The following is a 19,622-nucleotide window of genomic DNA, read 5'->3' as shown; positions in this document are numbered from 1 at the left end:
TTTAGATAAGTTTTTGTTAAGGTAATTTTTACAATTGATGTGTATTTGTTAAGCTTCAAAAAAAACGATTTCGCTGAAATTGATATAATATTGTGCTGTTTTAATAAAATAATCCTTAATAAATGAGAAAAAATTAATTAACAAAAAATCAAAAAAAATGCACAAAACTACACAAAAACCTAAAAACCAATTAAAAGCTGTGATATTCTCAATTATTGCAATGCTTTTATGTATTACTAAAGTTAATGCTCAGACTGTTACACCTGTTTTGACAACGGGTGATAAAAGCAGTTTATTGCAGACTCAGGGAACAGTAAATTTTGGAGCCAATTCAGGGACAAATGCTTCTACTGTAACTGTTAATGCTGGAACAACGTATCAAACTATGGATGGCTTCGGCTACACCCTTACTGAGGGAAGCTGTGAAGTCATCAGCGGTATGGCTGCCACACAGCAGAACCAATTATTAAATGAACTATACAATCCAACAACAGGATTAAACGCCAGTGTAGTTCGTATTAGTATTGGAGCTTCAGATTTAAGTAGTTCTTCCTATAGTTATAATGAAACTTCTGGAGATACTAATATGAATAACTTCAGTTTGAATGGTCCGGATTTAACCTATCTAATTCCGATCATCAAAAAAATTCAGCAGATTAATCCTAATATCAAAATTCTCGCAACACCATGGTCTGCACCTAGATGGATGAAAACCAACGGATCTTGGGTTGGAGGAAGTCTGCAGACACAATACTATGCCGCTTATGCCAGGTATTTTGTAAAATACCTTCAAGCTATGCAGGCGCAGGGAATTCCTATTTGGGCAATTACTCCTCAAAACGAACCTGAAAACCCTAATAATGAACCAAGTATGTTGATGAATTCTACAGAACAAAAGAATTTTATTAATCAACAGCTTGGTCCTCAAATGGCATCGGCTGGTTTTGGAAATGTGAAAATTATAGCTTTCGACCATAACTGTGATAATACGGCTTACCCAATTGATGTTCTCAATAATAGCTCTTACGTTGATGGAGCAGCATTTCACTTGTATTTAGGAAATATCTCTGCAATGTCTACAGTAAAAAATTCTACGAATAAAAACGTTTATTTTACAGAACAATATACAGGTTCTGGCGGAAACTTTGGCGGTGACTTTGGCTGGCACATGCAGAACGTAGTAATTGGAAGTACTAATAATTGGTCTAAGACCGTTTTAGAATGGAATGCTGCTAATAATTCAAGTTTAGGCCCACGTACTCCAGGCGGATGCAATACTTGTTTAGGCGCTATAACAGTAAATAACAGTACAAGTTATACTAAAAATGTGGCGTTTTATATTATTGGACAAATTTCAAAATTTGTAAAACCCGGAGCAGTACGAATTGGATCTTCAAGCACAAACGGAAGTATTCAGTCAGTTGCTTTTAAAAATCCCGATGGTTCAACAGCACTTGTGGTGTACAATTCAGGATCATCAAATACTATAAAAGTAGTTTCAGGATCATCGGCATTTAATTACACAATTCCGGGCTCAGCAGCCGTTACTTTTACATGGGGAGCAGGTACACCGCCTCCAACAGGTTTTCCGGGATATTATAATATCATTTCAAGAAACAGTAATAAAGGACTTGATGTAGCAGATAATTCAACAGTAAGCGGCGGTAGAATCCAGCAGTATGATATTACAAATGGAGGAGGAAATAACCAGCGCTGGAAATTTGTTTCTGACGGAGCAGGAAATTATTACATTATAGTTAAATCGACAGGAATGTATCTTGCAGTTGAAAATAACGGAACAGCAAATGGACTGAAAGTACAGCAAAGAACTTTCGCTAATTCGAATGAATTTAAATGGACTGTTGCTAGTCTTGGCGGAGGATATTATAAAATTACCAACGTTAACACAGGTAAATCTCTTGATGTTGAAAATGTTTCTACGGCAAATGGAGCAAATATTCAGGTTTGGGATTATACAGGAGGACTGAATCAGCAGTGGCAGTTTGTTCAAGTTGAATCTACAGCTAAAAAAGCGTTAGCAATAACCGATGAAAATGAAAGTACAGTTGATATGATGGTTTTTATTGATGAAGTAAGCGATCATTTAAAAATTGATACCAATCATGAAGGAAATGCAGAAGTACAGATTTTCAATGTAGGCGGACAGTCTGTTTTAAAGAAAGACGTGAATTTTGTAAAAGGAAACATTTCTGAAATTGAAGTTTCAAGACTTCCAAAAGGCGTTTACATTGTGAGAGTAAATGACAATCAAGGTTCTTATTCTAAAAAAGTCATTAAGCAATAAATTACAAATCTAGAATTCAATTAGTAATTTTATATTTGATTTTTAAAAGGCTGTCATAAGTATTTGACAGCCTTTTATGTTTTTTATCCAATTAATTGTGTAAACAAATCCTGATTGTCATTTAGGTATTGAAATTCAAAACCATTTTGAGTCATATTCATTTTGATGGCCATAATATCGTTTTTGTTTTTCAGCTCTAATCCTACGACAACAGAACCTACTTCACGGTTGTTTTTCTTATGAAACTGGAAATATGTAATATCATCATCCGGTCCTAAAATATTATTGACAAATTCTTTTAAAGCGCCCGGACGCTGCGGAAACTGAATCATAAAATAATGCATTAAACCTTCGTAAAGTAACGATCGTTCTTTAATTTCGGCAGTTCTTTCGATGTCATTATTACTTCCGCTCACAATGCAAACCACATTTTTTCCTTTGATTTTATCTTTATAAAAATCCAAAGCCGCGATCGTTAAAGCACCAGCAGGTTCTACTACCATTGCTTCTTCATTATACAATCTTAAAATCGTGGTGCAGACTTTTCCTTCGGGAACCAAAATCACATCTTCTAAATTATAACGGCAAATTTCAAAAGTTTTATCGCCAACTTGTTTTACAGCGGCACCATCTACAAATTTATCAATTGTTTGTAAAGGGGTATTTTTATTTTCTTCAATGGAAGTTTTCATCGAAGGAGCTCCTTTTGGTTCCACGCCAATAATTTTGGTATGAGGACTTAAATGTTTAAAAACTTCCGATAAGCCCGAAGCCAATCCGCCGCCGCCAATGGGAACAAAAACATAATCGATTGGTTCTTTAAAACTTTCTAAGATTTCTAATCCCACAGTTCCTTGTCCAGCGATTACTTTTTCGTCATCAAAAGGATGAATAAAAGTTTTATGATTTTTGATGGCATCAGCCGTTGCAGAAGCATAAGCATCATCAAAAGTATCTCCCGTTAAAACAATTTCTACAAACGATTTTCCAAATAATTGAACTTGTTTTACTTTTTGTTTTGGAGTGGTTTTCGGCATGTAAATTTTACCGTGAATTTTTAAAAGATTGCAAGAATAAGCAACACCTTGTGCATGATTTCCAGCACTGGCACAGACGATTCCGTTTGCTTTTTCTTTTTCATTTAACGAAGAAATCTTATGGTACGCACCCCGAATTTTATACGAACGAACAATTTGTAAATCTTCTCTTTTTAATAAAATAGTCGATTCAAATTCGTCTGAAAGATTAAGGTTTTGTGTTAAAGGCGTCGCCGCAACTACATCTTCAAGCTGCTTTTTGGCGTTAAGTACTTCGTTGAATAAATCCATTTTGTTTGTTTTTCTGCCCCGAATTATACCAATTGAATTAATTTTTATTTTTTAATTAAAAAGTAAATCGTGAAAATTGGTACAATTCGGCGCTAATATTAAATTTCGTTTAAAATAAAAAACCTCCCGAGCTGGGAGGTTTATAAATTATATTTTACATACTGATATAACACCTCGCCATTACTGCTGAATTGCAATAATGCTAATAATAGCGATAATAATGTTAGTATAGTTTGTCATTTTAACTAATTGAATAGCAAAAATAGATAATTATTTTTTAACCGGCGGATATTGAGCTAAAATTTTGTTTACGAACTCAGCTACTTTCTCGTCTTTTTTGTCAACGTTTTTAGTTAAAGTTCCCTGACCTTCACCCTGCCAGATCATTTCTTTCTTTTTGGCATCGATTAAGTCAATATATAATGTGCCTTCAGTAGAAGTTGAAACCGAAGTCTGGTTACCGTACATCAACCACGGATTCCAACCCCAGCCCCAGCCATAACCCCAGCCAGCATTAAATTGATTTACATTTACCTGCTCTCTTGATTTGGTAAAAATGTTGACTAATAAATCAGGATTGTCACTTTTGGTTAAACCTTTAGCCTGCATTTCATTGTCGATGGCGTGAAGAATACGTCTTTTATCCAAATCAGAAACCTCGACCTTATCAATTCCGGGCTTAAAGAAAGCATACGTTTTATAGGGCGCAAAATCGACTGTTTTGTCATAGTCAGAATATACAGTTATACTGCTGCAAGAAGAAAGAATCAAAAGCAGCAAAATCGGAACTAATTTGAATGTTTTCATATTATTAAGAATTAAATGTTCTGTTTTAGTTTAAAGCAGACTTTCATCAACTAGGTTGGGTAAAGTTACTTTTAATAATGGCTCAACTTCCATTGCTCTTTTTATAGCAAAAACAGCACCTTCATTTCGAGCCCAGCTTCGTCTTGAAATTCCGTTGTTAACATCCCAGAAAAGCATTGATGCTAAACGTTTTGAAGCCTCTGTAGAACCATCAAGAACCATACCAAATCCGCCGTTTATAACCTCTCCCCAGCCAACGCCACCACCATTATGAATAGAAACCCAAGTTGCTCCTCTAAAGCTATCTCCAATCACATTGTGAATCGCCATATCGGCTGTAAAACGTGATCCATCATAAATGTTTGAAGTTTCTCTGTAAGGCGAGTCAGTTCCGGAAACGTCGTGATGATCGCGCCCTAAAACCACAGCGCCAATTTCACCTTTTGCAATGGCTTGATTAAAGGCTTCAGCAATCTTGATTCTTCCTTCTGCATCAGCATATAAAATACGAGCTTGTGAACCTACAACCAGTTTGTTTTCCTGCGCACCTTTAATCCATTTAATGTTATCCTGCATTTGCTGCTGAATTTCATTGGGAGCAGTTTCGGCCATTTTTTCTAAAACTTCACATGCAATGGCATCTGTTTTTAGTAAATCTTCCGGTTTTCCAGAAGTACAAACCCAACGGAAAGGACCAAATCCGTAATCGAAACACATTGGTCCCATAATATCCTGAACGTAACTTGGATATTTAAAATCGATATTGTTTTCTGCCATTACATCTGCACCAGCGCGGGAAGCTTCTAATAAAAAGGCATTTCCGTAATCAAAGAAATACGTTCCTTTTGCAGTATGTTTGTTGATAGCATCCGCATGACGGCGTAAACTTTCTTGAACTTTTTCTTTGAATAAATCAGGATTTTCAGCCATCATTTTGTTGGCGTCTTCAAACGAAATTCCAACCGGATAATAACCTCCAGCCCATGGATTGTGAAGCGAAGTCTGATCTGAACCTAAATCAATTTTGATATTTTCCTGATCGAAACGTTCCCAAACATCGACCACATTTCCTAAATAAGCAATCGAAACGGTTTCTTTTTTGGCTTTCGCCGAATTTACTCTGGCAACCAATTCATCCGTAGAAGTCACCACTTCATTAATCCATCCTTGTTCGTGACGGATTTTAGTAATCTTCGGATTTACTTCGGCGCAGACTGTAATACAACCTGCAATATTTCCGGCTTTTGGCTGCGCACCCGACATTCCGCCAAGACCAGAAGTAACAAATAAACTCCCTTCTGGATTTTGTTTTATTTTTCTAAAACCGTTTAAAACCGTAATCGTAGTCCCGTGAACAATTCCCTGCGGGCCGATATACATATAACTTCCCGCCGTCATTTGTCCGTATTGCGAAACCCCAAGAGCATTCATTTTTTCCCAATCGTCAGGTTTGGAATAATTCGGGATTACCATTCCGTTTGTTACGACCACTCTCGGCGCTTCTTTATGAGAAGGAAATAATCCCATTGGATGTCCAGAATACATCGTTAAAGTTTGCTCATCTGTCATTTCAGACAAATATTGCATGGTCAATAAATACTGTGCCCAGTTTTGGAAAACAGCTCCGTTTCCACCATATGTAATTAATTCATGCGGATGCTGTGCCACCGCATAATCCAAATTGTTCTGGATCATGTGCATAATCGCTTTTGCCTGCAATGATTTTCCTGGATATTCATCAATTGGTCTTGCGTACATTTTATAATCTGGGCGAAGACGATACATGTAAATACGCCCATAAGTTTCTAATTCTTCCGAAAATTCAGGAAGCAATTCAGCGTGGTGTTTTGGATCGAAATAACGCAAAGCATTTTTCAGCGCCAGCTTTTTTTCTTCTGCCGAAAGGATTTCTTTTCGTTTCGGAGCATGATTAATCGCTGGATCGTATGCCTGTTTTGGTGGTAATATAGAAGGTATTCCTTGTTGTATTTGTTCTTTGAAAGTCATTTTCTTTTTGAGGTGCTGAGTTGCTTTTTTTAAAGATACTAAGTTGCTAAGGTTCTAAGCTACTAAGGTATTCTTGTTAGATTAACAACAGATTAATTTTAGTGTTTAAATTATGTCGCCCCGCTGGGGCTTAATGTGACGGGATGTTAATTAATGCTATAAATATGTCGCTCCTAACGGAGCTAATAAAACATATCTATTCCCAATACAAAGACTTAGAAAGGCGAAATATTTATAGAAAATAATAATAACCAACCTAAAAGCTCCAGCGGAGCGAAATATTAATCGTTACAATTAGATTTTCAATTTGCGTTTGGGATTTAAAATTTAAAAATTGAAATTTATTTTTAATTATCTAATTTTCAAATTGCCACATTTTCTAATAAAAAAAAACTAGGGATAACGGATATCCGACCTGTGATAGGATTTGTGGATTTTAATCCTGAATTTTTGTGAATGGATATCCATTTTATGATTTTAGATTGTTGATTTTAGATTGGAATTTGGAATTTTCAAATTTGGAATTTAATTTTCAAAATTATCAAATTGACACATTATCTAATTCCCTTTCTTTCTGATTTCTCCTGTTCTTTTGTCAAAACCATATGGACAATGACGACAACCGCTTTTGCAGCAGTAACCACGTTTTAAATGATATTTTTCAGTAAAGCATTTGTAACCTTCGGGTGTATAGTAAAAATCTTCGCCTTCGATTAATTTATTTTCATTACTTTGCTCTTTCATAAATCTGCTTCGGGTTCTTTTTCTAATAATTAAAATCAAAAATAAAAATATTTGATTATGATTTTATTCAAATCGAACAATTTTATAGCTACAAATTTATAAATTTTACAGCCAATGTTTCTGATTGTTGCTAAATATTTAATTCCGAACGGATATAGAGGAATGGCTGTATTTCCGTTTATTGTGATGAAATATGATTTTGATAAAAGAAATGAAACTTTTGTTAATCATGAAAAAATACATTTAAGACAACAAATTGAATTACTCATTCTTCCGTTTTTTATTTGGTATATTTTGGAATTTATTATTCGTTTAATTCAATACCAAAACAAGGATTTGGCGTATCGAAATATTAGTTTTGAAAGAGAAGCTTACACAAAAGAAACCGATTTGAATTATCTAAAAAACCGATCTTTTTTTCAGTTTCTAAAGTATATCAAGCAATAAACTTTAAGATATTAAAAATGAATTATCCCTTTTGACTTTCCAACTAAAAAAATGAATCCAGTTTTCAATCAATCTTTAAATATTCAATTTCCGAATGCTATTTCGGTGACCATAAAGCGCGAAGATCTCATTCATCCTTTTGTGTCTGGAAATAAATTTAGAAAACTAAAATACAATCTGCTTCAGGCAAAAGCCGAAAACAAAGACACCTTATTGACTTTCGGTGGAGCATTTTCCAATCATATTGCCGCTGTAGCTTATGCGGGAAAAGAGCAAGGATTTAAAACTATAGGAATCATTCGCGGAGACGAACTTTTTGATAAAATAGAAGAAAATCCAACTCTGAAATTTGCGCATGAAAACGGAATGCAATTCGAGTTTATTTCGAGAGAAGAATATCGTTTAAAAAGTGAAAATTCATTTATAGAAAAACTAAAAAATAAGTTTGGCGATTTTTATCTGGTTCCCGAAGGCGGTACAAATGAATTGGCTGTAAAAGGCTGCGAAGAGATTTTGACAGACGAAGATTCGGTTTTTAATTATGTTTGCTGTGCAGTTGGAACTGGCGGCACGATTTCGGGATTAATTAATAGTTCGCTCCAAAATCAGAAAATTTTGGGTTTTCCAGCGTTAAAAGGTGACTTTTTAAACGATGAAATTCGTATTTTTGCAAAAAAAGATAACTGGAATTTAATTTCTGACTATCATTTTGGAGGTTATGGCAAGATAAATTTAGAATTAATTGAATTTATTAATGCTTTTTTTGAAAAGAATAAAGTGCCTTTAGATCCAATTTATACAGGAAAGATGGTTTTTGGCGTTATAGATTTAATACACAAAAACTATTTTCCTGCCCATTCAAAAATTTTACTCATTCACACAGGCGGATTGCAGGGAATTGACGGAATGAATATAAAGTTGAAGCAGAAGAAATTACCAATACTCAAAACCAATGATTAAAAAAATTGTATTACTTCTCGTAATATTAGCTTTAGCAAGCTGCTCGTCTAGTAAGCCTGCCATCGCGACGACTAAAAAAGCGGCAGCAGTTCAATCCCGAACAGCTTCAACAAAAAGAAGTACTCCTGCTAAGCCAATTGCCAAAAATTATCCTTCTACAAATAATACAACTGAAGTTATTCAATCTACTTCCAAAACCGTTGTTACAAGCGATTTAATTAATAATTATGTGTTGCAGTACAAAGATATTGCAATGGGAAACATGAAAACGTACGGAATTCCTGCGAGTATTATTTTAGCGCAAGGAATTTTAGAATCGGGTGCGGGTAGAGGAGATTTAGCGGTAGATGCTAATAATCATTTTGGAATAAAATGCCATAATGATTGGTTGGGAGAAAGTGTCCGCCATGATGATGATTCGGCTCAGGAATGTTTTAGAAAATATAGAGAGGCTTCGGAATCGTATAGAGATCACGCTTTGTTTTTAGTTGGTAAAAAGCGATACGCTACTTTATTTACTTACGAAAAAGACGATTACAAAGCTTGGGCAAAAGGATTGAGAGCAGCAGGTTATGCCACAGATCCGAAATATCCTGATAAGTTAATCAGTTATATCGAACGTTACAATCTGCATCAATACGATTGTCAGGTTACGGGAAGAAACTATGTTCCTATTAATACTTCGGCTCCAGCAAGAAGTTCATCTTCAGTGGCTAATTCCGATCTAAAGATTAATATGGGTTCAAATGATCCAAATTTATACGAAGTTCAAAAAGGTGATACTTTGTACTCTATTTCAAAGAAATTCAATTTATTAGTTGATGATTTAAAGCAGAAAAATAATCTGACTGATAATGCGATTTCGATAGGGCAGAGGCTAAAAGTGAAGTGAGTTTCAGTCGCAGTCTCAGTTTTCAGTTTGGATAATGAAGAAGAAAATTTCAGTTTTGATTTTAATTTTTGGGATAGTTTTAACCATCAGACTTTTTTGTGGAGTTTATGAACATGATGAATTTGCAGAAACAAACTTTTTTATAAAACATCGGCCAACTTGGAAATGGAGATTTTATTCTCCAATAGGTATGTCTGATATGAAAATAGAAGAACTTTCAAAAGAAAGACAAATAGAACAACAATATTTCAATGAGTTTATAACAGACCAAGGTTTAAGCAGATAATTAAATCTAAAGTCTAAAATCAGAAATCTTAAATTATAATGTTATATAAAAGAAGTAGTCAGCTTTTTGCTGAAGCAGAAAAAGTAATTCCGGGAGGAGTAAATTCACCAGTAAGAGCATTTAAAGCCGTTGGCGGAACTCCGATTTTTGTAAAAAGTGCAAAAGGCGCTTATTTGTATGATGAAGACGGAAATAAATTAATCGATTATATTAACTCTTGGGGACCAATGGTTTTAGGTCATGCATATCAGCCGGTTGTTGATGCTGTGATTGAGAAAGCAAAATTAGGGACATCATTTGGTATGCCAACAGAATTGGAAACAGAAATCGCAGCTTTGGCCGTTTCTATGGTTCCAAATATTGATAAAATACGTTTTGTAAATTCAGGTACAGAAGCTTGTATGAGTGCAATTCGCTTAGCTCGCGGATTTACAAAAAGAGATAAAATTGTAAAGTTCGCAGGTTGTTACCACGGGCATTCAGATTCATTTTTGATTCAGGCGGGAAGTGGAGCAGTTACTTTTGGTTCGCCAAATAGCCCTGGAGTTACAGAAGGAACTGCAAAAGATACTTTATTAGCCAAATACAATGATTTAGAGAATGTAAAAACACTTGTTGAAGCTAATAAAGGTGAAATCGCTGCCATTATTATTGAAGCCGTTGCAGGAAACATGGGATGTATTCCGCCTCAAGAAGGTTTCTTGCAAGGATTACGAGACTTGTGTACGGCAAACGGAATCTTATTGATTTTTGATGAGGTAATGACAGGTTTCCGTTTAGCTCGCGGTGGCGTTCAAGAACTATACGGAATTGATGCTGATATCGTGACTTTCGGAAAAGTTATTGGTGGTGGACTTCCAGTTGGAGCTTTTGCAGCGCGTGAAGAAATCATGAATTATTTAGCGCCTCTTGGACCAGTTTACCAAGCCGGAACATTATCTGGAAATCCGTTAGCAATGGCTGCTGGATTGGCAATGTTGAAAGCGCTTGATTCAGACAGAGAAATTTTTACTCGTTTGGAAGAAAAAACAGCTTATCTAGAAGCTGGAATCGATAGAGTTTTAAAAGCGAATAATGTTGTTTTTACCATCAATAGAGTTGGTTCTATGATTTCGGTTCACTTTGATGCAAATCCAGTAACCGATTTCCAAACGGCTGCAAAAGGAGATAACGAAACATTTAAAAAATTCTTCCACGGATTATTGCAAGAAGGCGTTTACATCGCGCCATCTGCATACGAAACGTGGTTTATTACCGATGCATTGACGTACGAAGATTTAGATTTTACAATTAATGCAATTGATAAAGTATCAAAATCATTTTAATAAAAAAGGAGGCTTAAAGCCTCCTTTTATTTTTATGTTTATTTGTTTTGTTCTTAGTGCTTTTTTTTTACCTTTCATTTCTATGTGAAATATTGCCTTAATCTGTTATTAATAAGATTTTTAAGAGCTATTTAATAGCTTTTAAAAGCATTTATTTGCACCCATAAATTGTAAAATTTACAAAAATGGAGCATAAATTTTGGGGAAAGATTAATGAAAATTGGATAGGTTTTCTAAGTGATGTAAAGTTTAAAATTCCTTACCTAAAAAAAGAAGAAATAGAGATATATTTAGGAAGAGATAGAAGTATTCCAGATGAGCAAGAAATGGACGATTATGAAAAAACTTTTCGCAGTTTTTTGGATAATATCAAAGATGCAATGGATGAAATAAAAAAAGAAACTTTTACTCGATATAAAAATATTTACGCAAAATATTATGAGGATTTTAATCGATCAGGAGAAGAACCTCTTAATATTGATAACGATGAGAAGCATTTTGAATATATACAAGATATTTTATATATAAGAATATTAAAAAGAAATACGCTGAAAATTCTTATACGATATGATTTAGATCCTGAACATGGTATTGAAATAAAAATGAAGAAAAATAAAATAATTGCAATTGGTGGTATTGCGGCTTAATCATATTAAGAAAAAGAATAATAAAAAAGGAGGCTTTTAGCCTCCTTTTTTACAACCGAGATTATTTTTTGTCTTTTCGGTGTTCTTTCATTTTGTTTTTATGCTCTTTTTTAATCGCAGTCCATTTTGTGTATTGATCAGCAGTTAAAATCGATTTCATTTTGGCGTCATAAGCTTTGTGGTCTTCTTCCATTTGTTTTTTCATAGCTTTCTTTTCAGCGTCGGTTGGTGGAACACCAGAATCTTTTCTGCTTTTTTTAAGCATCGCCATCTTTGTGCTTCTGTCAGATAAAAGTTCACTTACTTGTTTTTGCTGATCTGCATTCAAGTTTAAATCTGTTGTCAGTTTCTGTAAATGCTCTTTATTACGTTCCTCAGGTGATTTATGATCTTTACCTTTATGATCGTGTTTACGTTCTTCTTTTAAAGCAGTCCATTTTTTATATTGATCAGCATTTAAAATAGATTTCATTTTAGCATCATTAGCTTCTTTCTCAGCATCCATCTGTTTTTTGAAAGCTACTTTTTCTTCAGGAGTAGGGGTTGTTTTGCTGTCTTTGCGAGTTTGTTTGAATTTTTCAACTTTCGCACTTCTTTCTGCAATAAGCTGTTTTACTTGTTCCTGTTGTTTTTTATCTAAATTTAAATCAGCAGTTAATTTTTGTAAATGCTTTTCGTTACGTTGTTCTGGAGTTAGTTTTTCTCTTTGATCACGTGTCGGTTTCTGATTAACGTCTTGTGCAAAACTTATCATTCCCACGAATAATAAAGCTGCGATAAATACTTTTTTCATAATTGTTTTTTTTAAAGGTTTATGCCATTTAGACTTCAACAGATTTATTAAGTTTAATGAGATTGTCAGATTTATCTTTTATTTAACAGAAGTTATTAATGAAAACCTAAATTGGTTTCAAATAAAAAAGAGGCTTTAACGGCCTCTTTTTCTAAAGTATTTTAGTTTTTATCTTTTCGATATTCTCTTATTCTATCTTTAGCTTTTTCCTTGTTTTCTTCCTGAATAGATTTCCATTTTGTATACTGGTCAGCATTCAAAATAGATTTCATTTTAGCATCATTGGCTTCTTTTTCAGCTTTTAATTCATTTCTAAAAGCTTCTCTTTCTGATGCAGTTGGCTTAACGTCGCTATCTTTTTGTGCCTCTCGAGCTTCTCTTAATTTTTCAACTTTTGCACTTCTGTCTGCTAAAAGCTGTTTAACCTGAGCCTGCTGATTAGTATCAAGATTTAATTCTGTAGTTAATTTTTGTAATTGTTTTTCGTTTCGCTGTTCAGGAGTAAGTCTTTCTTTTTTGTCTTGTGCAAAACCTGCTATTCCAACGAATAACATAGCTGCGATTAATAGTTTTTTCATGATTTATTTCTTTAAAGGTTATGTGGCTTAGATATCTTTTTTATCAATAGGTTTAATCTGACTTTTGAAAATATTTTCTTATTTTTAGGGGATCAACAAATTATAATCTCAAGAATCAATCATTATGAGTTTAGCGAGTACTTCCACTAGAAATAAAATTGCTTTTTTCTCAACACAGCCTTACGATAAAACCTTCTTCAATACCTACAATGAAGATTTTGGTTTTCAATTGGACTTTTTTGAAACACAGTTAAATCAGCAGACTGCTGCTTTAATTGAAGAATGTGAGATTGTCTGTGTTTTTGTAAATGATATTGTAAACGAAGCTGTAATAAAACAATTGGCAGAGAAAAACGTAAAAATAATTGCCTTGCGCTGTGCCGGTTTTAATAATGTTGATTTAGAAGCGGCGAAAAAATATAACCTCAAAGTTTGCCGAGTTCCGGCTTATTCTCCACAAGCAGTTGCAGAACATGCTATGGCAATGATTTTGACTTTAAACAGAAAAACACATAAAGCATATAATAGAGTAAGAGAACAGAATTTCTCTTTAAACGGATTATTAGGTTTTGATTTGTATGGAAAAACAATCGGAATTATTGGAACGGGAAACATAGGAAAAGCTTTTGCGAAGATAGCATTAGGTTTCGGCTGTAAAGTTTTGGCTTATGATATTGTCGAAAATGATGACATGATACGAGATGGTGTTTCTTTTGTGAGTTTAGAAGAAATTTTTAAATCAAGCGATATTATTTCGCTTCATTGTCCGCTGAATGATCAGACAAAACATGTTATCAACAAAACCTCTATTTCGTTTATGAAAGAAAATGTGATGATAATCAATACAAGCCGAGGCGGGTTAATAGAAACGGCTTGTGTTATTGAAGGTTTAAAAGAAGGTAAAATTGGTTATCTCGGAATTGATGTTTACGAACAGGAGGAGAAATTGTTCTTTAGAGATTTATCGGCAGATATTATTCAAGACGACGCCATTCAGCGTTTAATGAGTTTTCCGAATGTTTTGGTAACCGCACATCAGGCGTTTTTTACCAACGAAGCTTTAACGCAGATTGCCTTGGTGACTTTCAATAATATTAAATCTCTTTTGGAGCAGAATGATATTGAAAACAAAGCCGCATTATTAGTTTAGCGTGTAATTAAATGAAATCAGATTATGAAAAATAAAATTCTAATTCTAATAGGAATTTTGGCGTTTTATTCCTGTCAAAATAAGAATGATTCAAAGAATATTGTAAAGACAATTGTTCAAGATACATTGTCTAAAACATTGGGAGGAACGGCAGATTTAAGCAATGTTCCAACTAAAGATGACAAAGAAGTTGAGTTAATCAGAAAACAATTAAAAGTGTTGTTGAAAAATGATCTTAAGACGATGTCCAAAGAAGACCGTTATTTTTATTACGAAGCTTTCGATTTAAACAACGATAAGAATAATGAATATTTTGTAGGTTTCTCAAATTCCTATTTCTGTGGAAACGGAGGCTGCTCAGGATATATTCTGAATACTGATGGCTCTTTAATCAATTCGTTTACCGTAACGGATTTCCCAATTTTAGTAACAACATCGATTACTGAAAAATTTTATGATTTATTGATCAAAAGTGATGGATTATATCATTTGGTAAAAATGAAAAACGGAAAATATCCATCAAATCCTTCAATAGAAGAAAAATGGAAAGGAGATGTTCCTAAAGAAAGTACAAAGGTGCTGGATATTTATGACAAGAAATTAGAGAAGTATTCGTTTTAAAAAACAATAAAAAACCCGACAGATTTTAAAAATCTGTCGGGTTTTAAATATTATAAAATCAAATTGGAATTTGGAATTTTTAGTATTGTAATTTAACCAACAAGTTCGACAAATTTAAACTCACCGTCAACAACAACTTTAGTCACACCGTGCTTCGATAAGTTTTTCATAGATGCATCCCATTTTTTACCGCTTAAATTAGCTGTAATTTTTAACTGCTGAAGATCCATTTTGTCTTCATTTTTTTTCAACAAATCTACAATAAACTTCTCTTCATCAGAAAGTTCAATCTGAGCTGATTTTTTCTCAGGACGCATTTGTGGGAATAATAAAACTTCCTGTATAGAAGCATTATTTGTTAAATACATAATCAAACGATCCATTCCAATTCCCATTCCAGAAGTTGGAGGCATACCGTACTCAAGTGCTCTTAAGAAATCCTCGTCGATAATTCCGTTTGCTTCATCATCACCTTTTTCAGAAAGACGCATTTGGTCTTCAAAACGCTCTCTTTGGTCAATTGGGTCATTTAATTCAGAATACGCATTTGCGATTTCTTTTCCGCAAACCATTAATTCAAAACGTTCTGTCAAATCTGGATTATCGCGGTGCTCTTTACAAAGCGGAGACATTTCTTTTGGATAATCTGTAATGAAAGTTGGCTGAATATAATTTCCTTCACATTTCGCTCCAAAAATCTCATCGATTAATTTTCCTTTACCCATAGTTTCGTCAACCTCAATTCCCATTCCGCGTGCTGCTTCAAACAATTCTTGTTCGGTTTTACCAGAAATATCAAAACCAGTAAAATGTTTGATAGAATCGGTCATCGTAACACGAGCGTAAGGCGCTTTAAAATTGATTTTGTGCTCGCCAAAAGTAACTTCACTAGTTCCGTTTACGGCAATTGCACAGTGCTCTAATAAGCCTTCAGCAAATTCCATCATCCAGTTGTAGTCTTTGTAGGCTACATATATTTCCATTGCAGTAAACTCAGGATTATGCGTTCTGTCCATCCCTTCGTTACGGAAGTTTCTAGAGAACTCATAAACACCTTCAAATCCACCAACAATTAATCTTTTTAAGTATAACTCATTCGCAATACGCATATAAAGCGGAATATCAAGCGAGTTATGGTGCGTAATAAAAGGTCTTGCCGAAGCACCACCAGGAATTGATTGTAAAACTGGAGTGTCAACTTCTAAATATCCTGCATCGTTAAAATACCCACGCATTGCTGTAAATAACTTGGTACGTTTAATAAAAGTTTCTTTAACCTGCGGATTTACCGTTAAATCTACATAACGCATTCTGTAACGCAATTCAGCATCGTTAAACGCATCGTGTACATTTCCTTCTTCGTCAACTTTTGGCAATGGTAACGGACGTAATGTTTTACTCAAGAAAGTAAAACCAGTTACGCGAATACATTTTGCACCAACTTGTGTCGTAAACAATTCCCCTTCAATACCAATAAAATCACCTAAATCGGTTAATTTTTTGAAAACTTGGTTGTATAAAGTTTTATCGTCGCCTTCACATAAAACATCACGGTTTACGTACAATTGAATACGTCCTTCACTGTCTTGTAACTCAGCAAAACAAGCTTTACCTTGATCACGAACACTCATCAAACGTCCTGCAACAATAACCTTCTTACCTTCTTCAAATGAGTCCTTTATCTGCTTAGATGTATGATTTACAGGAAAAAGATTAGCTGGATAAGGATTAATACCTAAGTTGCGTAAGTTTTGAAGTTTTTCTCTTCTGATGATTTCTTGTTCTGATAATGCCATTTTTGCTCTATTTTTTTAAGTGTGCAAAGATAAAGAAAAGAATGTAGATTTTAGAATGCAGATTTTAGATTTTTTGCAGCATCAAATTATTGGGTTTCAATGACCTTTAGTCCCGCTATCCACTTGTATCTTTTCCTTGCTAAAGAAGCAAGAAAAAGGATACCGCTTCTATCGGGGCTAGATTAGAAATTTTCGATTTCACAAACCATTTTTGTTGTAAAGCAACGAAGAAACTTAGTGCCTACGTACCTTAGCCTCTTAGAGCCTTAAAAATAAAAAAGTTCGTATCTTTGATAAAAAATTGTAAACGATGAAATTATATAAATTATTAAGTCTTTCTTTTCTATTAGCAACTTTAACAAGCTGCACTTTCACTGAAAATATTTATATCAACGATAACGGAACTGGGAAATTTTCTGTCGATATGGACGGTTCTGCTTTAATGGAAATGGCTGGTGATCAAATTGGTAACCAAATGGGTGCTAACGCTAAAAAAGATATCGACTCTACTTTTACTTTCAAACAATTATTTGCTGAGAAAAAAGACAGTATAGCTAAATTGTCACCAGATGTTCAAAAAGAACTTAAAAAACTGGAAAACTTTGTAGTGACAACAAAAATGAGTTCAGAAAAGAAACAGTTTTTAATGACAATGGCAACAGATTTTAAAAATGTAAATGAACTTCAGGATATTTTACAAACGGCAAGCTCACTTCAAAAACTAGAAGGAGGAGCAAATGCAAACCCGCTGGGAAGTGGTTTTGGTGATAACAAAAGCAAATTAAGTTACACATATGACGGAAAGAAATTTACCAGAAAAGCTGTAATTGATCAGCAAAAATTAGCAGCAAAGGCAAAAGATTCGGCTGCAGATATGTCAAAAATGATTTTTGCATCATCCAATTATATTGTGAAATACCATTTTCCAAAAAAGATTAAGAAAGTTTCTAATCCAAATGCGTTGTTTAGCGACGATCGAAAATCAATTACAATTCAATACACTTTTACGGATTATATGGAGAATCCGGACAAACTTAACTTTGACGTTGAGTTTGAAAAATAATCAAAATGAATAAAAAAATTCAACTTCAGGACCTGGGAAAAAGAGATTATAAATCAACTTGGGAATATCAAGAAGAGATTTTTAAAGATATTGTTGATTTAAAAATCAAGAACAGAAGAGAAGAATTAGATCTGCCAACACCCAATTATTTATTATTTGTTGAGCATCCGCATGTGTATACTTTAGGCAAAAGCGGCGATCTGGAAAACTTATTATTAAACGAAAAACAATTAGAAGCCAAGGGAGCGACTTTTTATAAAATCAATCGTGGCGGCGACATTACATATCACGGACCTGGACAAATTGTAGGTTATCCTATTTTAGATTTAGAAAACTTCTTTACGGATATTCATAAATACCTGCGTTTACTAGAAGAATCTATTATTCTGACATTGGCAGAATACGGATTGGAATCGGGGAGAAGTGAAGGAGAAACGGGTGTTTGGCTGGGTGTAGGAACTCCGTTTGCACGTAAAATTTGCGCGATGGGAGTTCGAGCTTCACGCTGGGTAACCATGCACGGATTCGCTTTAAATGTAAATGTCGATTTAGGCTATTTTGATAATATTATTCCGTGTGGTATTCGAGGAAAAGGAGTTACTTCTTTACAAGTCGAACTTGGTGTGGAAAAAGTAGATGAGGAAGAAGTAAAATCCAAAATTGTCAAACATTTTAAAGATTTGTTTGAAGCCGAATTTGTTTAAAAAACTTCAAAATATAAACCGTTTCAGATGCATGTTTGAAACGGTTTTTTCTTTTTCTTTAAATAATTAAGATGCTTTTCTTAAGCAGCAGCAGAAATTTTAAAATATAATACAGCGTAAGTTTTAGACATAAAATCGCATTTTTAGAAAAATATATTCGAAAAATGTAAAAAAGAGTTCCCAAAAGTTAAGATTTTGAAGGGATGACAAATTACAGAGTATACTGGTTTTGTTGTTGTATTTATACTAAATTTGGTTGTGTTGTTATGAAATCCCAATTATTTTAATGAAAATGCTTATGAGAAAAATTTACTTACTCTGTTTCCTTTTTATACTTAGCGGTCTTTCTGCCCAAAAGAAAGATAAATTATATCCCATTACGATTTATGAAAAAGCATGGCAGGAAAAGAATAATGATGCCAGACTAAAACTTATAAAATCGATTTGGCTAGAAGACAGTACTTTTGAAGATCCATCGGCATCTATAAAAGGAATTGCGGCATTTAATAATGTGATAGCTGAATTTTACAAAAAAAATCCAGATGCGGTTTTAACATCAGGAGCCAAAGTTGTAAAAGACAATTATGTAACTTGGGAATGGAAAGTTCTGGATTCAAAAAGCAATGTTATCATGACTGGACGTGATTTTGCCAGATTAAACGGCAAAGGTCAGGTAAGTAAAATTATTGGTTTTTGGGACAAAGAAGTAACAATGTCTGAAGCGGATGCTTTAAAAAAACTCGAATCAGAAAATTTTAATGTCGTGGCTCAATATTTCGAATCTGTTTTTAAAACTAAAGATTTCATTAAAATGTCGGCAGTAATCGAAGACGGAGCGATTTATAATCAGGCAGAAGGACTTCCATATGGCGGAACCTATACAGGATTTACAGAATGGACTAAAATGTTTACCAAGTCGGCTGAATTCTTTAGTTTGGAAGTAGAAAAAGAACCAACTTATTTTAGTGACGCTTCTAAAAATGAAGTCATTATTTATTTCACTGTAAAATGTACTGCTAAAAAATCAGGCAAATCACTTTCAATGCCTATTTCAGAACACTTTGATTTGAAAAACGGAAAAATTACGGCAATACGACCGTTTTATTTTGATACGAAACAATTTGCAGAGTTCTTAAAAAGTAAAAAGTAATAGCTGCAATTCTATACTA

19 protein-coding genes are annotated in these 19,622 nt (G+C 33.9%); 12 read left to right on the top strand and 7 right to left on the bottom strand.

Annotated features, from left to right (window positions below):
* Positions 1-157 precede the first annotated feature (157 nt).
* Positions 158-2,305: an RICIN domain-containing protein gene (locus J0383_RS06025; protein ID WP_207297526.1), complete on the top strand. Its 2,148-nt coding sequence runs from the start codon at positions 158-160 to the stop codon at positions 2,303-2,305.
* 83 nt (positions 2,306-2,388) lie between these two features.
* Here the strand turns inward: J0383_RS06025 and ilvA are convergent, their stop codons facing one another.
* The 4 genes from ilvA to J0383_RS06005 form a co-directional block, all read right to left on the bottom strand.
* Positions 2,389-3,633: a threonine ammonia-lyase IlvA gene (gene ilvA, locus J0383_RS06020; protein WP_207297525.1), complete on the bottom strand. Its 1,245-nt coding sequence runs from the start codon at positions 3,631-3,633 to the stop codon at positions 2,389-2,391.
* 270 nt (positions 3,634-3,903) lie between these two features.
* Entirely contained in the window at positions 3,904-4,440 is a 537-nt protein-coding gene (locus tag J0383_RS06015; RefSeq protein WP_207297524.1) for a DUF4136 domain-containing protein, read from the bottom strand.
* Positions 4,441-4,470: 30 nt separating this feature from the next.
* The gene (locus tag J0383_RS06010; RefSeq protein WP_207297523.1) at positions 4,471-6,447 is read right to left on the bottom strand and encodes a urocanate hydratase; all 1,977 of its coding nucleotides are present in this window, start codon (positions 6,445-6,447) and stop codon (positions 4,471-4,473) included.
* A gap of 558 nt (positions 6,448-7,005) precedes the next feature.
* Entirely contained in the window at positions 7,006-7,191 is a 186-nt protein-coding gene (locus J0383_RS06005) for a DUF5522 domain-containing protein (protein ID WP_207298657.1), read from the bottom strand.
* Positions 7,192-7,305: 114 nt separating this feature from the next.
* On the opposite strand from J0383_RS06005, the gene J0383_RS06000 reads away from it, so the two are divergent.
* The 6 genes from J0383_RS06000 (at position 7,306) to J0383_RS05975 (ending at position 11,748) form a co-directional block, all read left to right on the top strand.
* Positions 7,306-7,638, top strand: a complete 333-nt coding sequence (locus J0383_RS06000) for a hypothetical protein (RefSeq protein ID WP_207297522.1) — start codon at positions 7,306-7,308, stop codon at positions 7,636-7,638.
* Positions 7,639-7,689: 51 nt separating this feature from the next.
* Positions 7,690-8,598, top strand: coding sequence for a 1-aminocyclopropane-1-carboxylate deaminase/D-cysteine desulfhydrase (locus J0383_RS05995; protein ID WP_207297521.1), 909 nt, complete (start codon positions 7,690-7,692; stop codon positions 8,596-8,598).
* Positions 8,591-9,490 (top strand): glucosaminidase domain-containing protein, encoded by a 900-nt coding sequence (locus J0383_RS05990; RefSeq protein ID WP_207297520.1) that lies wholly within the window; start codon positions 8,591-8,593, stop codon positions 9,488-9,490. The genes J0383_RS05995 and J0383_RS05990 overlap by 8 nt, the downstream gene beginning before the upstream one ends.
* Positions 9,491-9,524: 34 nt before the next feature.
* Positions 9,525-9,776 carry a hypothetical protein gene (locus tag J0383_RS05985; RefSeq protein WP_207297519.1) on the top strand — a complete coding sequence of 84 codons (252 nt, stop codon included), beginning with the start codon at positions 9,525-9,527 and terminating at the stop codon, positions 9,774-9,776.
* 38 nt (positions 9,777-9,814) lie between these two features.
* Positions 9,815-11,101: a glutamate-1-semialdehyde 2,1-aminomutase gene (hemL, locus tag J0383_RS05980; RefSeq protein WP_207297518.1), complete on the top strand. Its 1,287-nt coding sequence runs from the start codon at positions 9,815-9,817 to the stop codon at positions 11,099-11,101.
* A 185-nt stretch (positions 11,102-11,286) separates the two neighbouring features.
* Positions 11,287-11,748: a DUF6985 domain-containing protein gene (locus J0383_RS05975; protein WP_207297517.1), complete on the top strand. Its 462-nt coding sequence runs from the start codon at positions 11,287-11,289 to the stop codon at positions 11,746-11,748.
* 61 nt (positions 11,749-11,809) lie between these two features.
* On the opposite strand, the gene J0383_RS23665 is transcribed toward J0383_RS05975, so the two are convergent.
* Positions 11,810-12,541, bottom strand: a complete 732-nt coding sequence (locus J0383_RS23665; protein ID WP_239023251.1) for a hypothetical protein — start codon at positions 12,539-12,541, stop codon at positions 11,810-11,812.
* 161 nt (positions 12,542-12,702) lie between these two features.
* The gene (locus J0383_RS05965; RefSeq protein ID WP_207297516.1) at positions 12,703-13,119 is read right to left on the bottom strand and encodes an SPFH domain-containing protein; all 417 of its coding nucleotides are present in this window, start codon (positions 13,117-13,119) and stop codon (positions 12,703-12,705) included.
* Positions 13,120-13,243: 124 nt separating this feature from the next.
* Here J0383_RS05965 and J0383_RS05960 point away from each other — a divergent pair, with 124 nt between their 5' ends.
* Both J0383_RS05960 and J0383_RS05955 read left to right on the top strand, forming a co-directional pair.
* Positions 13,244-14,269: a 2-hydroxyacid dehydrogenase gene (locus J0383_RS05960; protein ID WP_207297515.1), complete on the top strand. Its 1,026-nt coding sequence runs from the start codon at positions 13,244-13,246 to the stop codon at positions 14,267-14,269.
* 24 nt (positions 14,270-14,293) lie between these two features.
* Positions 14,294-14,890, top strand: coding sequence for a hypothetical protein (locus J0383_RS05955; protein WP_207297514.1), 597 nt, complete (start codon positions 14,294-14,296; stop codon positions 14,888-14,890).
* A 92-nt stretch (positions 14,891-14,982) separates the two neighbouring features.
* Here the strand turns inward: J0383_RS05955 and lysS are convergent, their stop codons facing one another.
* Entirely contained in the window at positions 14,983-16,686 is a 1,704-nt protein-coding gene (gene lysS, locus J0383_RS05950) for a lysine--tRNA ligase (RefSeq protein WP_207297513.1), read from the bottom strand.
* 310 nt (positions 16,687-16,996) lie between these two features.
* Between lysS and J0383_RS05945 the strand changes: the two genes are divergently transcribed.
* The 3 genes from J0383_RS05945 (at position 16,997) to J0383_RS05935 (ending at position 19,603) form a co-directional block, all read left to right on the top strand.
* Positions 16,997-17,749 carry a hypothetical protein gene (locus J0383_RS05945; RefSeq protein WP_207297512.1) on the top strand — a complete coding sequence of 251 codons (753 nt, stop codon included), beginning with the start codon at positions 16,997-16,999 and terminating at the stop codon, positions 17,747-17,749.
* Positions 17,750-17,754: 5 nt separating this feature from the next.
* Positions 17,755-18,453: a lipoyl(octanoyl) transferase LipB gene (gene lipB / locus J0383_RS05940; RefSeq protein ID WP_207297511.1), complete on the top strand. Its 699-nt coding sequence runs from the start codon at positions 17,755-17,757 to the stop codon at positions 18,451-18,453.
* 298 nt (positions 18,454-18,751) lie between these two features.
* Positions 18,752-19,603, top strand: coding sequence for a nuclear transport factor 2 family protein (locus J0383_RS05935; RefSeq protein ID WP_207297510.1), 852 nt, complete (start codon positions 18,752-18,754; stop codon positions 19,601-19,603).
* Positions 19,604-19,622: the final 19 nt, after the last annotated feature.

This window comes from Flavobacterium endoglycinae (genome assembly GCF_017352115.1).
GTDB lineage: Bacteria > Bacteroidota > Bacteroidia > Flavobacteriales > Flavobacteriaceae > Flavobacterium > Flavobacterium endoglycinae.
Note: the sequence above shows the minus strand (reverse complement) of the source record. Positions and strands in the feature narration are given on the sequence as shown.

Excerpts from the sequence above, each read along its gene's own strand:
- lipB (WP_207297511.1), top strand. The coding sequence starts at position 17,755 with ATGAATAAAAAAATTCAACTTCAGGACCTGGGAAAAAGAGATTATAAA.
- J0383_RS05985 (WP_207297519.1), top strand. The coding sequence starts at position 9,525 with ATGAAGAAGAAAATTTCAGTTTTGATTTTAATTTTTGGGATAGTTTTA.
- J0383_RS06015 (WP_207297524.1), bottom strand. The coding sequence starts at position 4,440 with ATGAAAACATTCAAATTAGTTCCGATTTTGCTGCTTTTGATTCTTTCT.
- J0383_RS05960 (WP_207297515.1), top strand. The coding sequence starts at position 13,244 with ATGAGTTTAGCGAGTACTTCCACTAGAAATAAAATTGCTTTTTTCTCA.
- lysS (WP_207297513.1), bottom strand. The coding sequence starts at position 16,686 with ATGGCATTATCAGAACAAGAAATCATCAGAAGAGAAAAACTTCAAAAC.
- J0383_RS05935 (WP_207297510.1), top strand. The coding sequence starts at position 18,752 with ATGAGAAAAATTTACTTACTCTGTTTCCTTTTTATACTTAGCGGTCTT.
- J0383_RS06005 (WP_207298657.1), bottom strand. The coding sequence starts at position 7,191 with ATGAAAGAGCAAAGTAATGAAAATAAATTAATCGAAGGCGAAGATTTT.
- J0383_RS23665 (WP_239023251.1), bottom strand. The coding sequence starts at position 12,541 with ATGAAAAAAGTATTTATCGCAGCTTTATTATTCGTGGGAATGATAAGT.
- hemL (WP_207297518.1), top strand. The coding sequence starts at position 9,815 with ATGTTATATAAAAGAAGTAGTCAGCTTTTTGCTGAAGCAGAAAAAGTA.
- J0383_RS06010 (WP_207297523.1), bottom strand. The coding sequence starts at position 6,447 with ATGACTTTCAAAGAACAAATACAACAAGGAATACCTTCTATATTACCA.
- J0383_RS05990 (WP_207297520.1), top strand. The coding sequence starts at position 8,591 with ATGATTAAAAAAATTGTATTACTTCTCGTAATATTAGCTTTAGCAAGC.
- J0383_RS05965 (WP_207297516.1), bottom strand. The coding sequence starts at position 13,119 with ATGAAAAAACTATTAATCGCAGCTATGTTATTCGTTGGAATAGCAGGT.
- J0383_RS06025 (WP_207297526.1), top strand. The coding sequence starts at position 158 with ATGCACAAAACTACACAAAAACCTAAAAACCAATTAAAAGCTGTGATA.
- ilvA (WP_207297525.1), bottom strand. The coding sequence starts at position 3,633 with ATGGATTTATTCAACGAAGTACTTAACGCCAAAAAGCAGCTTGAAGAT.
- J0383_RS05945 (WP_207297512.1), top strand. The coding sequence starts at position 16,997 with ATGAAATTATATAAATTATTAAGTCTTTCTTTTCTATTAGCAACTTTA.
- J0383_RS05955 (WP_207297514.1), top strand. The coding sequence starts at position 14,294 with ATGAAAAATAAAATTCTAATTCTAATAGGAATTTTGGCGTTTTATTCC.
- J0383_RS06000 (WP_207297522.1), top strand. The coding sequence starts at position 7,306 with ATGTTTCTGATTGTTGCTAAATATTTAATTCCGAACGGATATAGAGGA.
- J0383_RS05995 (WP_207297521.1), top strand. The coding sequence starts at position 7,690 with ATGAATCCAGTTTTCAATCAATCTTTAAATATTCAATTTCCGAATGCT.
- J0383_RS05975 (WP_207297517.1), top strand. The coding sequence starts at position 11,287 with ATGGAGCATAAATTTTGGGGAAAGATTAATGAAAATTGGATAGGTTTT.